Origin of the sequence: Paenisporosarcina sp. TG-14 (assembly GCF_000297555.1) — a bacterium.
Classification (GTDB): domain Bacteria; phylum Bacillota; class Bacilli; order Bacillales_A; family Planococcaceae; genus Paenisporosarcina; species Paenisporosarcina antarctica.
On the sequence record NZ_AMGD01000007.1, the window covers coordinates 1 to 14,618 of the forward strand.

Genomic DNA, 14,618 nt, shown 5'->3' on the forward strand with positions numbered 1-14,618 from the left:
GCCCATGCTGGGCACACTAAAACAAAAAGCGTCTCTATGAGAGAGACGCTTTTTGTTTATGCTTTTTGTCTTGATTTTTGTCTTGATTTTGATACAGCATATACGATACTTGCTGCTAAGCCGCCCCATATGATGACGACTCCAATAACCATCATAATAATTGCACTTGTTGTCATCTGAAGTCCTCCTTATTCATTATCATGTTGATGTGCATCAACATCAGTATTTTTGTTCCATTTTATAGCCGTAAATATGAATCCTAAAATAATGGCACCAGCAGCCACAAACCATCCAAGATAAAGAATGAATGCATTTGAATAGCCTTCATAGTTTCCTGTATCGGATTCAAAAGCTTTTGTTAAATTCAGTTTCAATAAACCAAACATCATGTAACCTAAAACTAAAGGTGTCACAAATTTCAAGCAAATTTTCCACCAAGCACCTAAACGAATATCAGATACAGCATTTGCATGATCTTCGAATACAGGAAGCTTTTTAAAGAACCAAGCGATTGCAATAACTTCAACTAAACCAATTGCAGCAACACCGAATTGATTGATGAAATAGTCAGCAACATCTAAGAAGTACAAACCACCGTTTGTTGCAAATAAGAATGAAATAACGGCTGCTGTTCCTACTCCAAAAATAACTGCTTTGTTACGAGAAATTCCAAACTTTTCTGAAAATCCCGCTACATAAGTTTCACATATAGATATTAGTGAAGTTATACCAGCTAATGTAAGTGAAAGGAAGAACAAGACGCCAAACAGTCCGTTCATTCCTGGGAACTGGCTAATTATTTGTGGGAACACCACAAAAGCAAGACCCACGCCTGCAGATGCAACGTCAGCTACTGCAACACCTTGTGAAGCAGCCATAAATCCTAGAGCTGAGAATACACCTATACCTGCAAGTAATTCAAAACCTGAGTTAGCAAAACCTGTTATAAATGCATTATTTGTAATATCAGACTTTTTAGGAAGATAACTAGAATACGTAATCATAATAGCGAATGCAATTGATAAACTAAAGAAGATGTGTCCATATGCAGCAACCCATACTGCTGGATTTGTTAATTCAGAGAAGTTAGGTTCAAAAAATGCTGTTAAACCAAGTCCCGCTCCATCCAACGTAACTGCTCGTATTACTACTAATAAGAAAAGAATAACTAATGTTGGTATGAAGATTTTATTAGCGAGTTCAATTCCTTTTTTAATACCTGCAAATAAAATAATTAATACAATAACCCAAACAAGTAGTAAAGGTATTGCTACTCCGGGTACTAATCCACCCGCTTCACCTGGTACATCGCCTAATTTTAAAACTGTACCAAATAAGAATCCAGCAGTATCTTCTCCCCATGCTTGGTTAACAGAATACACTGTGTATTTCATCGCCCAGGCAATAATGACTGCATAGTATGTTGATATTACAAAGGAAACAAATACTGCCCACCAGCCGAGCCATTCTGCTTTTTTCCCGCCCATGCGGAAGAATGATAATGGTGCGGAACCGCGGTACTTATGTCCCAAAGTGAATTCTAAAATAAGAATAGGAATACCGGCTGTTAAAAGCGCGAATAAGTACGGGATAAAGAAAGCGCCTCCACCATTTTCAAAAGCTACGTACGGAAAACGCCAAATGTTTCCGAGTCCTACCGCGGAACCAACTGCAGCCAGAATAAAGCCAGCTCGTGATCCCCATTGAGAACGTTGTTCCATGTTTTTTTCCTCCTTTTTGTTTCGCCCCCAAAAGTACTATTGTAATATTAGGAAGCTTGTTTATATTCAGATTATTTATTAATCTAAAACTAGTATACTATAGTGAATTAACTTGTAAAGATGTTTTTTTATATAATAAACTATTATTAAATAAAAAAAAAGCAAGGGAATAAACCCTCGCTCTGTATATGTTTACCTATTAATTTGTCGATTTTTCGCTCATCTTAATTAAAACATAAAATAGTATTGCAAGAATAGTTATTACAAGTCCCAATGATAACCAAACGGACCCAGTTAATCCTAAAACTAAGTACCCAACTGATGCAACGGCTGCTGAAATTAATGCATACGGTAGTTGAGTCGTGACGTGATCAATATGATTACATCCAGCACCAGTAGAAGATAAAATGGTCGTATCTGAAATCGGTGAACAATGATCACCTAACACGGCCCCTCCTAGCACTGCTGCTAAAGTAGGTAATAACATCGTAGGATCAGCGCTAATCATTATGGTTCCTGCAATCGGTAATAAAATTCCGAAAGACCCCCATGAGGTACCTGTTGCAAATGCCATACCTCCAGCTAATATAAACAGAATAACTGGTAATAAACCTATTGGAAGATTGGCATCGATTACTACTTGAGCTAAATATTCGCCTGTTTTAAGCTTATCTATAATAAACGTTAATGACCAAGCAAAAACTAATATTAACACAGCAGGTAGCATGGATTGAATTCCGCTCCAAATTCCTTTACTAAGATATGAAAGGTTGGCTTTTTCATTTTTTCCGAACTGTAAGAGATAAAGAACAATAGATACAACTGCACCTGCAGTACCACCAATTAACAATGACTTCGGTACATCAGTATTCTCAAAAATTGCCCAAATATCTAGAACACCTGCATTTTGATATCCTGTCCATAGCATTGCTCCGATTGTCGCAATTACAAGTGTAACAATTGGTAGAACTAAGTCTTTTACTTTCCCATGACTATGAACAGGGAAATCTTCTTTTAATTGACCAGGAATATCTTTTTTTGGATCAAACACTTCCCCTGTATCGATTGCTCTACGTTCATGTTTTTTCATTTCCAATAAATCGAAGTCTGTAATCGCTACGAAAAACACCATAGCAAGTGCTGCAATTACATAAAAATTCATTGGTGCCATCATGATAAATGCAGTTAATGGTGAGTATGTTATAACTGATTGAGTAGCCAGTATTGTCCCAATCAATCCAATTAAATATGCTCCCCAGCTTGATACTGGTGAAACTACACAAACCGGTGCAGATGTTGAATCAATAAAGTATGCTAACTTAGTACGTGAGATGCGGTGATGATCCGTTATTGGACGTGCAATTTGTCCAACAGCTAAAGCATTAAAATAATCATCTATAAAGATAACCACACCAAGAAATGCAGTTAATAGCTTAGCTCCTCTTCGCGTTTTGATATGCTTTACTGCCCACTCTGCAAACGCTCGACTTCCACCAGATAAACTAACGAAAGCTGTGATGATGCCTAGTAAAAATAAAAAGAGAATAATAAAGACATTATACGTATTTAGTCCTCCATCCCAAAATGTCACTTGGAATGATTGCCACAAACTTACTAGCGATTTACCTGGTGAGAATGAATGAATTAGTAAAGCTCCTAAAACGATACCTGTACCTAGTGAGATCAGTACACGACGTGTAAGTAAGACCATCACAATTGCAAGTATTGGGGGTAAAATTGATAATATAGTTCCTGACATACCTATGTTCCTCCTCCGCATGGGGGTGGTCACAGAATACGAGTAAGCATACAAAAAGACTGGAATCTTTAACATTCAAAATGAATGTTAAGAAACCAGCCCAGACAAGTTGCGAATAGACAAATTGATGTATCCTACCCACGATCTGTAGCTCACCATTTATATGCATTTCGCCTATAAATGATAGTGTTATTCTTGTTTAGAATAACCCCAATAAAATACTGTTAGACACAATCATTTTACTTCGGCAAAACTCCCTTTTACATACGGTCTTCGTTATCATCCTCGCGTATGTTACTAATAAGTTATGCGGCCTCTACCCATCGATATTAATTTCATTTCCTATTTTAACAATAAACGGACCTTATTGCAATAACTTATTATGGAGCGGATGGAGGTTGATACGGTACTTCTACTTGTGGTGCATTCGCTCCGCTTCCTTTAGTATAAATTTGAGGAACAGGACTAGAAATTATTCCAAGTGCAACTGGAATTTTTTGTTCAATTACCGTCGCTTTTGTTGCGAGTGGGACAATAACTTGTACATTGACTGTGATAACAACACTTACATCTATCATTGCATTGTTAATTCCAAATTCACGAATATCATAAACTACGTTCGACTGTAAATTTCCAATAACATGAAAACGTATTGGAATTTTAGGTCCTAGATTTCCAAGGAGTGGGATATTTGTCGCTTGACCAAGAGGAACTAAAAATACAATGCCTCCGTTATCTTCCATTGCGTCTGGATCATACTCTATATCATCCAAATAAGGTAAATTGGCCAAGTTGCCTTTTTCAGCTTGTTCTAATTGGGTCTGTACCAAGGTTATGATATCAGCTTGAACACGATTAATTATTTCCGTATTAAATTGAGTCGTCACAGTACCTGGGGATTCTGATGGAACTTCAACTATGATATCAGTTGCATTCATTAAATCTGCGGTTCGAGAGTTAATGGCTTTACTAACAACAAGTGATGCGATTTTTTTGGATTGTACCTCTGCATACTGTAAATAGATTGGGGTTAAACGAACATTCACGAGATAAAACATTAAGCCAACAGAAATTACGACAAAAACAAAGAACACAGGGATAATGTTCTTGCCTTTCCAATAGATTGACCTTTTAGAAACTTTACGTAGTCGCACGAAAACCCTCCTACGTCATGTTACGACAAGGAGGGTTCATTTATACCTATATAAGTTGTTGTTTTTGTCCATACACAATTAAAACATCTCTAATGAAGTCAGACATAAAATAAGTCTTTGGTGACTCTTTAAATATGGGGTAAAAGTAACCAAATGTGAACATGTCAATGGTAGCTAAACGAACAATTTCTGTTGGTTCTATCCGTCTATTTTGAACAAATAATATTTGATCAACAACTGTAAATTGGTGTGTAATCATTTTTCCCATCACAACACCACGAAAACCTAAACCTTTAATCTCTAAATTTGGCCAACTTTCATTTAACGACAATAAATATATATCTTTTAACTCTTCACCTGTTAGTTCAATTACACATGGATTAATCGGATGTGGCATCATTTTGTGAATATCAAAATATGAGACTTCCTGTTCTTTTAGATCTGACAAAAATAAACCAGCATTAAATAAGGCACAATCCGTTTGGCAAAACGCAGTTAATGCTTTACCAAAATAAGTTGATAAAGCAGATTCTTTAAACCACTCTTTCTTAAACGTCTCATTATGGATAAATGCAGTTTCCATTAAATTAGCTTTACCAATAATGGCTAATTCTTCTAGAAATTCATCCTCATTTGCACATTCTTTCAGTTCATTTGTATCATATAAATGAGCTTGTTTTTTTACAATCAATTTCGCTTCTAAATCAAAATCCACGGTAACATGTCCAACATAATAGCCATATTTACCAGCTGCAGCTAACAAAGAATTATTAATTAATTTTCCTTCGTGGAAAATATGGTGTGTATGTGCACCGAAGATTACGTCAATATCAGGAAATTTCTCTGCCATTATCTCATCTTCATTTATACCTAAATGGGACATGCAGATAATGATATCTGTTTTTTTCTTTAACTCCATTAATTGATTACTCAAAGCATCAAATGCTTCAGTCACTTGCCATCCCAATTGACTATAAAACAGCGTGTATTCAGCTGTAAGTGCTGTTACACCAATTTTCGTTCCATATATAGTTGTCAATATAGTTGTTGGAATTAACCACTTTGGTAATTTTCCATCTTGCTCAATCAAGTTTCCAACTACTACATCAAATTGAGCATGAAGATATAAGTTTTCTAATTCATTGTGCGAAAGTGTAATTCCTTCATTATTTCCAATAGTTGCCACGTCGTATTGTGCTTTATTTAAAAGGTCAACATTTCCTTTACCTAATGTTCCCTCTGTAAAGATATGTGAACGATCGATATGATCACCAAGATCTAATGTGAAACTTGATTCGCCTTCTTCGAGATGCCATTTTTTTCGTGTTGTTACGAGTTCATGAATTCGTGGCCAATGTTGAAAATGACTATGTAAATCATTGGTATGATAAAAGTGAATGGTTTCAATCATTTGGTCAACTCCTTATCCCATCAGCCCCGCTACAATCGAACGAACACCGAGTAATAATAAGATTATACGCAAAGCAACTACTAATGTTTCCGATTTAATACGTTGATTTAAAGTTGCTCCAATTTTCGCTCCAATAAAGGCTGCTGGTATAACTGGAAGTGTATACAACCATGGCACATTGCCTAAAGAAATATGACTAGCTGAATTTACTAAAGCTGATAAAAAGACCATAAACATCGAAGTACCAACCGCTACATGTGGGGGGAATAAGAATAATAAAATCATAGCTGGTACAATGATGGATCCACCACCAATTCCAAATAAACCAGATGCAAAACCAACACCAAACGTTAAAATAAGAGCAAACCATACTGGATAACCATAAACATAGTTTTTTCCATGAGTATCTGTAAAAGTTTTTTTCTTGCCGTTATTAACAAACCATTTTACTGGTTTTATATATTTTCGAACCAGTAATAAGGTAGATAACATAATTAATAAAATCCCAAAGTATAAATTAAATGATGGCAAGTCTAATCCTTTGTTTACCCATGCCCCTAAAATAGTACCAGGCACACTTCCTACAAAGAAGATGAGAGCACTTCGATAATCTACAGTCCTTGCTTTCATGAACGTTAAAGTAGAGGCTAAGCCTGTAAAAATCATCATAATAACAGATAGCCCTACAACATTCTGAGGAGTAATCCCTGAAATTAATCCACTGGATCCCCCTAAGAAAAGAGTAGCTGGCACTAGGATAATACCTCCACCAAGACCTACTAAGGCACCTACAACGCCAGAAAATAACCCAACTAGTGCCAGTAGTACATATTCCATACCCATTCTCCTTCAAACTTATCTAAATCCATTTGTTCATTATCATATCATATATTTCATCAAACAAAGAAAACCTCGCCTTAAGGCGAGGTTTTAAAGAAATTAGATATTTAGCCGATTGAACCTTCCATTTCGAACTTAATCAAACGGTTCATCTCAACTGCATATTCCATAGGTAATTCTTTTGTAAATGGCTCTATAAAGCCCATTACGATCATTTCTGTTGCTTCTTGTTGCGAAACTCCTCGACTCATCAAGTAAAACAATTGCTCTTCAGACACTTTTGAAACTTTAGCTTCGTGTTCTAAAGATACATTGTCATTCAAAATTTCGTTATAAGGAATAGTATCAGAAGTAGACAAGTTATCCATGATTAACGTATCACATTCAATGTTTGAACGTGCACCAGATGCTTTAGGACCAAAACGAACAACACCGCGGTAAGTTACTTTACCACCTTGCTTCGAAATTGATTTAGAGATAATCGTTGAAGAAGTGTTTGGCGCTAAATGAATCATTTTCGCTCCTGCATCTTGATGTTGACCTTTACCTGCAATGGCAATCGATAATGTCATACCACGTGAACCTTCACCTTTTAAGATGACTGCTGGGTATTTCATTGTCAATTTAGAACCGATGTTTCCATCAATCCATTCCATTGTTGCATTTTCATCACAAACTGCACGCTTTGTCACTAAATTATAGACATTATTTGCCCAGTTTTGAATGGTTGTGTAACGGCAATATGCATCTTTTTTTATAACAATTTCAACAACTGCACTGTGTAGAGAGTTCGTTGTGTATACAGGTGCCGTACAACCTTCAACATAGTGAACATGTGCACCTTCATCAACGATTATAAGCGTACGCTCAAATTGCCCCATATTTTCCGAGTTAATACGGAAGTATGCTTGTAACGGTGTTTCTACTTTAGTATTTGGTGGCACATAGATGAAAGATCCACCTGACCATACTGCTGAGTTCAATGCTGCGAACTTATTATCTGTATTCGGAATAATTGTACCCCAGTATTTTTTGAAAAGTTCTTCATTTTCACGAAGAGCTGCACCAGTGTCTTTAAATATAATTCCCATATCAGTAAGTTCTTGTTTCATGCTATGGTAAACGACTTCAGATTCATATTGAGCAGAAACTCCTGATAAATATTTTTGCTCTGCTTCTGGAATTCCAAGTTTATCAAATGTACGTTTAATTTCCTCTGGCACTTCATCCCATGAAGTTTGAGTCGCTTCTGATGGTTTTACATAATACGTAATTTCATCGAAGTTCAGTGGAGCTAAATCTCCACCCCATTGTGGCATTGGTTTTGAGTAAAAAATTTCCAAAGATTTTAAACGGTAATCCAACATCCATTGAGGTTCTTCTTTCATATTTGAAATTGTCTCAACGATTTCCCGAGTTAATCCACGTTTTGAACGGAAAATAGAAACGTCTTTATCATGGAACCCATATTTATAATCTCCAATTTCAGGCATTTTTTTAGCCATCATCTTTCCTCCGTTCTATTACGAATGTGATTCGTTTTCTACACCTTTTTCCATGGCTTTCCAAGCAAGAGTGGCACATTTAATACGCGCCGGAAACTTGGTTACACCAGATAAAGATTCGATATCGCCTAAGTCAATAGAGTCATCAAGCTCTTTCCCAAGCATCATATCCGAGAAAATTGTCGAAAGATTTAAAGCTTCTTCGACCGGTTTTCCTTTTACAGCCTGCGTCATCATAGAGGCAGATGCCATTGAAATGGAACATCCTTCTCCATCAAATTTAGCATTTTCCACAATTCCATTAGTGACTTGCAAAGTTAAATGAATACGGTCCCCACAAGTAGGGTTATTCATATCAATTGTGACACTACCATCTTCAAGTGACCCCTTGTTACGAGGTTTTTTGTAATGATCCATAATGACTGATCTATATAGCTGATCCAAATTTTTAAAAGACATCGTTAAAATACTCCTTTGCCGTACTAAGTCCCGCTACTAATCGGTCAATATCTTCTTCAGAGTTGTACACATAGAAGCTTGCACGCGCAGTAGCTGATACCTGCAACCATTTCATTAATGGTTGCGCACAATGATGTCCAGCACGAACTGCAATACCATTCATATCCAGAACAGTCGACAAATCGTGAGGATGTACATCATTTACGTTAAAGGTAACAATCCCTGCTCTTTTCCCCGGATCTTTTGGTCCATAAATCGTTAAACCATTAATCGTAGACATACGATCCATTGCATATGCTGCGAGTTCATGTTCATGCTTCTCGATCTCATCAAGACCAATTTCTTCTAAGAAATCGATTGCTGCAGCTAATCCTACAGCACCTGCAATGATTGGAGTACCGCCTTCAAACTTCCATGGAAGTTCTTTCCACGTAGAGTCATATAACCCAACGAAGTCAATCATCTCGCCCCCGAATTCGACAGGCTCCATTTGCTCGAGCAACTCTTTCTTTCCATATAACACACCAATCCCTGTAGGACCACACATTTTATGACCAGAAAAAGCGAAGAAATCACAATCTAAATCTTGTACATCAATGCGTAAATGAGGAGCAGCTTGTGCTCCATCTACCACCATAATTGCTCCGTTTTCGTGAGCAATCTGTGTAATTTCTTTTATTGGGTTCATTGTTCCAAGAACATTTGACACATACATAATCGAAACAATTTTAGTACGTTGAGTAATCGTTGCACGCACTTTTTCTAAAGATAGCGTTCCATCTTCTTCTAAATCTACGTATTTTAAAATGGCACCTTTTTCTTTGGCCAATTGTTGCCAAGGAATGATATTAGAGTGATGCTCCATATACGTGATGACAATTTCATCACCTTCTTGTACATTTGCTTCACCGTAACTTTGGGCCACTGTATTAAGAGCAGTAGTTGTTCCACGCATGAAAATGACTTCTTGTGTAGACTTTGCTGAAATGAAGTTACGCACTTTTTCACGCGCGCCTTCATAACTTTCAGTTGCGCGATTACCAAGTGTATGAACACCTCGGTGAACATTTGAATTATCGAACTCGTAATATTTTCTTAACGCTTCAATGACTTGAACGGGTTTTTGAGATGTCGCTGCACTATCAAGATAGACTAGCGGATAACCGTTCACTTCTTGGTTCAAAATAGGGAAATAGCTTCGAATGTCTTTATTGATCATTAGCGCACTTTCCTTTCAATGACCTCCGCAAGTTGCTTTTTAACACCTTCTATAGGTAAAACATTTACAACTGGTGCAAGGAAACCATGAACAACTAATCGTTCTGCATTTTGCTTAGAAATACCGCGACTCATTAAGTAGTATAGTTGAAGTGGATCTACACGACCTACAGAAGCTGCGTGTCCTGCAGTTACATCATCTTCGTCAATTAACAGAATTGGATTTGCATCTCCACGTGCTTTTTCATTCAACATTAATATACGTGCCTCTTGAACAGCGTTAGCTTTTGTAGCACCATGTTCGATTTTTCCAACTCCATTGAAAATGGAAGAGGCTTCATCTTTCATAACACCATGTTTCAAAATAAATCCTTCAGAGTGTTTACCCCAGTGAATTATTTTAGTCGTGAAGTTTTGCTTCTGTTTCCCTCGACCAACTGTAACCATTTTGGTATCACCATAAGAACCGTCTCCAACTAAGTGTGTAACGTTCTCTGAAATGGTATTGCCATCATTCATTAGTCCAAGAGCCCAATCAATACGAGCATTACGGTCTGCTATGCCTCGACGATTTACGTAAGTTGTTAATCCTTTCGCCAATACATCTACAGCTCCGAAAGTAATACGTGCATTGTCTTTTGCTAGCACTTCAGAAACAATATTTACAACTCCGAATGCTTCTGGAACAGTTGAAAGATAGTTTTCCACATAAGTTACTGAGCTATTCGTATCAGCTACAACAATTGTGTGGTTAAAAAGAGAAGCTTGAGTATTGTCATGCAAGTAAACGACTTGAATTGGTTCAACTATCTCAACATTTTTCGGAACGTATACAAATACGCCACCATTTAATAAAGCAGCATGTAGACTAGCGAGTTTATGCTCATCCGTTTTCACACCGTTCGTCATGAAATACTTTTGAACTAGCTCACTATGTTCGCGAACAGCAGTGAATATATCTGTAAAAATAACACCTTGCGCTTTTAACTCATCAGAAACTTGTAAATAAGCAGGTGTGTTGTTGCGTTGAATATAAACACTTTTTTGATTTTCTGTAACAATGGCTTTCACTTCTTCTGGTAACTCAGCAAGTGAAGCGAACGTATCGCTTTCTACTGCATGAACTGGGAAGTTTGTGAAGTTCCAATTATCAATTTTTGTTTTGTCTGGTTTTGGCATTGGCAAGTTTTCTGCCGCCTGAAAAGCTTGTACACGATATTCAGCAAACCAAGAAGGTTCTTGATTCGCCGTTGAATAGGAGCGTACATCTTGTTCGGTTAATGCCAATTTTGTTTCAACCGTCATGTGTATGTCTCCTTTCCTTACGCTTCTTGACCTACAGTCTCGTCTTCAATTCCTAATTCTTCTTTAATCCAATCGTAGCCTTGCTCTTCTAATTTATGAGCAAGTTCAGGACCACCAGTTTTCACTATACGACCTTGCATAATTACGTGAACATGATCAGGTGTAATATAATCAAGTAAGCGTTGATAATGAGTAATAATCAAACAACCAAAATCTTCTCCACGCATTTGGTTAATTCCATTTGCTACAATTTTTAGAGCATCTATATCAAGACCAGAGTCAATCTCGTCGAGAATCGCAATTTTAGGTTGAATCATCATTAATTGAAGAATTTCGTTGCGTTTCTTTTCGCCACCTGAGAATCCTTCGTTTAAATAGCGTTGTGCCATTTCCTGATCCATTTCAAGGTAATCCATTTTCTTATCAAGTTCACGAATGAACTTCATGATTGAAATTTCATCGCCTTCTTCGCGACGAGAATTTATTGCCGAACGTAAGAAATCGGCATTAGTAACACCGTTAATCTCACTTGGATATTGCATTCCTAAGAAAATACCCGCTTGTGCTCGTTCGTTTACTTCCATCTCAAGTACATCTTCGTTATCTAAAGTTATAGAGCCAGAAGTTACTTCATATTTAGGGTGTCCCATAATTGCAGATGCTAATGTTGATTTACCAGTCCCGTTAGGACCCATAACCGCATGAATTTCGTTTGTATTAATTGTAAGGTTTAACCCTTTAAGAATCTCCTTACCATCAATGGCAACGTGAAGATCTTGAATAACTAAAGTCGACATTTTACTACCTCCAAGTGTATAAATGAATGGAAATACCATTCTTAATTATTATCATTCTAATCTTAACTGAAATTTTAAGCACATGCAAATCTTTTGGACGGACTGTTTCATATATGAAAATCCTTCAATACATATTAGTAATCTCTTTATTAGCACGTTTACTTAGGTTGTTTAGATGATAGAATGTCATTTTCAATGAAGACTATCTAAATGAGAATTTATTTTATTAAAAAATAAACAAAAAAATCAATGAACCAAGGTTCATTGATTATGTTAATTTTGAATTATCCTTCGCGATGTGCTTGTCGCTCTATTTTAGCTGCTACTTGTTGACCAACTTCATAATCACGTTCACGTTGCATTTCTACTTGTAGACGGAGCTCTGAATTGTTTTGGTAATCAACTAATCCCACTCCATGTTTACTTCTGAATGCATGGTCCATACGTTCTGTGAATGCTTGATCTGGTGATTGGATAGTGAATCATTCCTTTCAAATTTTCAACTCAAAGTTATGAGTTGTTATCCTTCACATTTTTATATTTACCCAACACAAACTACTTTAAACAAAAAAATTCGTCCGAATTTACGGACGAATTTTTCATTATAGAGATACTTCGTTTAAAATACTTGAACCAGCTAAGCCTACTTCTTCTAATACCTTATTTAATTCAGCGTCAGCCTCTTCAAATTTTGCATTTGCTTTATCTAATACAACTTCACCTTCAGCAGCTAGGGCTTCTGATTTTAGTGTATAAGCTTCATGCATTTTAGTTAATGCTGAGTCGATTGCTTCTTGTTGATCTTTTAATTCAGCAGGAACTTCTAATTCTTCGACTTTTACAGCAGCATTATCTGCAGCTGTTTTTGCAGCATCTTGCATCGTTTTAAGTTCAGTACCTTCAGGAAGTTCTTCTACAGCTTTTGCGCTTTCATAAGCGTTTAAATCCGCATCAACTTCATTAATTGAGTTAGAAATTGATAAGTAAAACTTCATCATATCTCCAGCAGGATTCACTTTTCCTTCTGAAGTTGTAGTTTCTTCATTAGTAGTTTCTTTTGTTTCTTCTTTGTCTCCAGAACAAGCTGCAAGAACTAAAGAGAGGGAAGCAAGAAGTAATAGTAATTTTTTCATAATTTAATCTCCTTTAAAATGTGGGAATATTTGCTTTGTTATATTACCACAGGAAAAATGAATTGTAAATAAATTACCAAACAGTCAGAACTGCTTGAATATTAACTCTTTAAGGTGTCTATTTTAGCCGCTTCATCACGTGAAAATCGGTTTACAATTAATGCTAATGCACCGTCACCCGTTACATTTGTTGCAGTACCAAAGCTATCTTGTGCTAAGTAAAGTGCAATCATCAACGCAATCATAGTTTCATTAAATCCTAACATCGAACTAAGTAATCCTATTGCCGCCATAACTGCTCCTCCAGGAACTCCTGGTGCTGCAATCATTGTAATACCTACCATAAAAATAAAAGGCACCATTTCTTTTAATTCTATTGCTTGACCATTTAACAAGAGAACACCAATTGCACATGTCACAATCGTAATTGTACTTCCTGACAAATGAATTGTTGCAAAAAGTGGAACTGTAAAGTCTGTTACTTTTTCAGAAGCTCCAGTTTTACGAGCTTGTCGCAATGTGACAGGAATTGTAGCTGCTGAAGATTGTGTTCCTAGAGCTGTAAAATAGGCAGGAGACATAATTTTAAGTAGCTTGAAAGGATTTTTATTATTCAAAGCCCCTGCAGTCGAATATTGTAAAAGAAGCATAGTAAAATGTAAAAGAAGAACTAGTACAAAAACGATAGCAAAGACAGATAATATTTTGGCTACTTGACCACCAAATGTCATGTTCATAAAGATTCCAAAGATATGTATAGGTAGCAAAGGAATAATGACATTCGAGATGACTTTTTCAATAATGATGTTAAACTCATCGAATCCTCGTTTTAGCACTTCACTATTTGTTGATGCCATGCCAATACCAAAAATGAATGCAAGAAGTAATGCAGTCATAATCCCTAATGCTGGAGGCATATCGACTTTAAAGAAAGCCGTTGCAAGAAATTCTTCAGGATTTTCAAAAGATTCGCCTTTAGAAGAAGAAATAAACTTTGGCAACACATTAGATGCTACAAATAGCGCGAGAAAACCGGCTACTATAGTGGATGAATAAGCGAACACTGTAGCAAGTCCTAATAATTTCCCTGACCCTTTGCCAAGTTGGGCAATCCCAGGAGCAATGAATGCAATAATAATTAATGGAACAACAAAACCTAAAAAGTTACCGAATAAACCATTAAATGTTGCCATAATTTGAACGACTGATTCAGGTGCAAACGACCCGACTAAAACACCTAGTGCAATTGCAAGTACGATTCGTGCTAGTAATCCGATTTTAATCTTTTTCATGTTGTCCTCCTTAAATGTACAAGT

14 protein-coding genes and 1 riboswitch are annotated in these 14,618 nt (G+C 36.5%); all 14 genes read right to left on the reverse strand.

Annotated elements, in window-relative coordinates:
- Positions 1-56 precede the first annotated feature (56 nt).
- A complete protein-coding gene (locus tag C406_RS20070) occupies positions 57-176 on the reverse strand; it encodes a methionine/alanine import family NSS transporter small subunit (protein WP_017379120.1) in 120 nt (39 codons plus the stop codon).
- Positions 177-188: 12 nt separating this feature from the next.
- Complete coding sequence (locus tag C406_RS0103075) at positions 189-1,721, reverse strand: sodium-dependent transporter (protein ID WP_017379121.1); 1,533 nt, start codon at positions 1,719-1,721, stop codon at positions 189-191.
- A gap of 199 nt (positions 1,722-1,920) precedes the next feature.
- The gene (locus C406_RS0103080; RefSeq protein ID WP_017379122.1) at positions 1,921-3,480 is read right to left on the reverse strand and encodes a Na+/H+ antiporter NhaC family protein; all 1,560 of its coding nucleotides are present in this window, start codon (positions 3,478-3,480) and stop codon (positions 1,921-1,923) included.
- A 140-nt stretch (positions 3,481-3,620) separates the two neighbouring features.
- A riboswitch (Lysine riboswitch) is annotated at positions 3,621-3,807 on the reverse strand.
- Positions 3,808-3,860: 53 nt separating this feature from the next.
- Positions 3,861-4,634, reverse strand: a complete 774-nt coding sequence (yunB, locus tag C406_RS0103085; RefSeq protein WP_017379123.1) for a sporulation protein YunB — start codon at positions 4,632-4,634, stop codon at positions 3,861-3,863.
- A gap of 46 nt (positions 4,635-4,680) precedes the next feature.
- Positions 4,681-6,045: a bifunctional metallophosphatase/5'-nucleotidase gene (locus tag C406_RS0103090; RefSeq protein WP_017379124.1), complete on the reverse strand. Its 1,365-nt coding sequence runs from the start codon at positions 6,043-6,045 to the stop codon at positions 4,681-4,683.
- 12 nt (positions 6,046-6,057) lie between these two features.
- Complete coding sequence (locus C406_RS0103095; RefSeq protein ID WP_017379125.1) at positions 6,058-6,882, reverse strand: sulfite exporter TauE/SafE family protein; 825 nt, start codon at positions 6,880-6,882, stop codon at positions 6,058-6,060.
- Between the two features lie 110 nt (positions 6,883-6,992).
- Positions 6,993-8,390, reverse strand: coding sequence for a Fe-S cluster assembly protein SufB (sufB, locus tag C406_RS0103100; protein WP_017379126.1), 1,398 nt, complete (start codon positions 8,388-8,390; stop codon positions 6,993-6,995).
- 18 nt (positions 8,391-8,408) lie between these two features.
- On the reverse strand, positions 8,409-8,849 hold the full coding sequence (sufU, locus tag C406_RS0103105) for a Fe-S cluster assembly sulfur transfer protein SufU (protein WP_017379127.1): 441 nt from the start codon (positions 8,847-8,849) through the stop codon (positions 8,409-8,411).
- Positions 8,839-10,068, reverse strand: a complete 1,230-nt coding sequence (locus C406_RS0103110) for a cysteine desulfurase (protein WP_017379128.1) — start codon at positions 10,066-10,068, stop codon at positions 8,839-8,841. Before C406_RS0103110 ends, sufU begins: the two co-directional genes overlap by 11 nt.
- Positions 10,068-11,372, reverse strand: a complete 1,305-nt coding sequence (sufD, locus tag C406_RS0103115) for a Fe-S cluster assembly protein SufD (RefSeq protein WP_017379129.1) — start codon at positions 11,370-11,372, stop codon at positions 10,068-10,070. The genes C406_RS0103110 and sufD overlap by 1 nt, the downstream gene beginning before the upstream one ends.
- Before the next feature lie 17 nt (positions 11,373-11,389).
- On the reverse strand, positions 11,390-12,169 hold the full coding sequence (gene sufC, locus C406_RS0103120) for a Fe-S cluster assembly ATPase SufC (protein ID WP_017379130.1): 780 nt from the start codon (positions 12,167-12,169) through the stop codon (positions 11,390-11,392).
- A 284-nt stretch (positions 12,170-12,453) separates the two neighbouring features.
- Entirely contained in the window at positions 12,454-12,582 is a 129-nt protein-coding gene (locus tag C406_RS21210) for a hypothetical protein (protein WP_017379131.1), read from the reverse strand.
- A 189-nt stretch (positions 12,583-12,771) separates the two neighbouring features.
- Complete coding sequence (locus C406_RS0103130) at positions 12,772-13,302, reverse strand: hypothetical protein (RefSeq protein WP_017379132.1); 531 nt, start codon at positions 13,300-13,302, stop codon at positions 12,772-12,774.
- 101 nt (positions 13,303-13,403) lie between these two features.
- Positions 13,404-14,594 (reverse strand): dicarboxylate/amino acid:cation symporter, encoded by a 1,191-nt coding sequence (locus C406_RS0103135; RefSeq protein ID WP_017379133.1) that lies wholly within the window; start codon positions 14,592-14,594, stop codon positions 13,404-13,406.
- Positions 14,595-14,618 lie beyond the last annotated feature (24 nt).

Bases quoted from the DNA above. Each gene is read 5' to 3' on its own strand.
- C406_RS20070 (WP_017379120.1), bottom strand. From the start codon at position 176: ATGACAACAAGTGCAATTATTATGATGGTTATTGGAGTCGTCATCATA.
- C406_RS0103075 (WP_017379121.1), bottom strand. From the start codon at position 1,721: ATGGAACAACGTTCTCAATGGGGATCACGAGCTGGCTTTATTCTGGCT.
- C406_RS0103080 (WP_017379122.1), bottom strand. From the start codon at position 3,480: ATGTCAGGAACTATATTATCAATTTTACCCCCAATACTTGCAATTGTG.
- C406_RS0103090 (WP_017379124.1), bottom strand. From the start codon at position 6,045: ATGATTGAAACCATTCACTTTTATCATACCAATGATTTACATAGTCAT.
- C406_RS0103095 (WP_017379125.1), bottom strand. From the start codon at position 6,882: ATGGAATATGTACTACTGGCACTAGTTGGGTTATTTTCTGGCGTTGTA.
- sufB (WP_017379126.1), bottom strand. From the start codon at position 8,390: ATGGCTAAAAAAATGCCTGAAATTGGAGATTATAAATATGGGTTCCAT.
- sufU (WP_017379127.1), bottom strand. From the start codon at position 8,849: ATGTCTTTTAAAAATTTGGATCAGCTATATAGATCAGTCATTATGGAT.
- C406_RS0103110 (WP_017379128.1), bottom strand. From the start codon at position 10,068: ATGATCAATAAAGACATTCGAAGCTATTTCCCTATTTTGAACCAAGAA.
- sufD (WP_017379129.1), bottom strand. From the start codon at position 11,372: ATGACGGTTGAAACAAAATTGGCATTAACCGAACAAGATGTACGCTCC.
- sufC (WP_017379130.1), bottom strand. From the start codon at position 12,169: ATGTCGACTTTAGTTATTCAAGATCTTCACGTTGCCATTGATGGTAAG.
- C406_RS0103130 (WP_017379132.1), bottom strand. From the start codon at position 13,302: ATGAAAAAATTACTATTACTTCTTGCTTCCCTCTCTTTAGTTCTTGCA.
- C406_RS0103135 (WP_017379133.1), bottom strand. From the start codon at position 14,594: ATGAAAAAGATTAAAATCGGATTACTAGCACGAATCGTACTTGCAATT.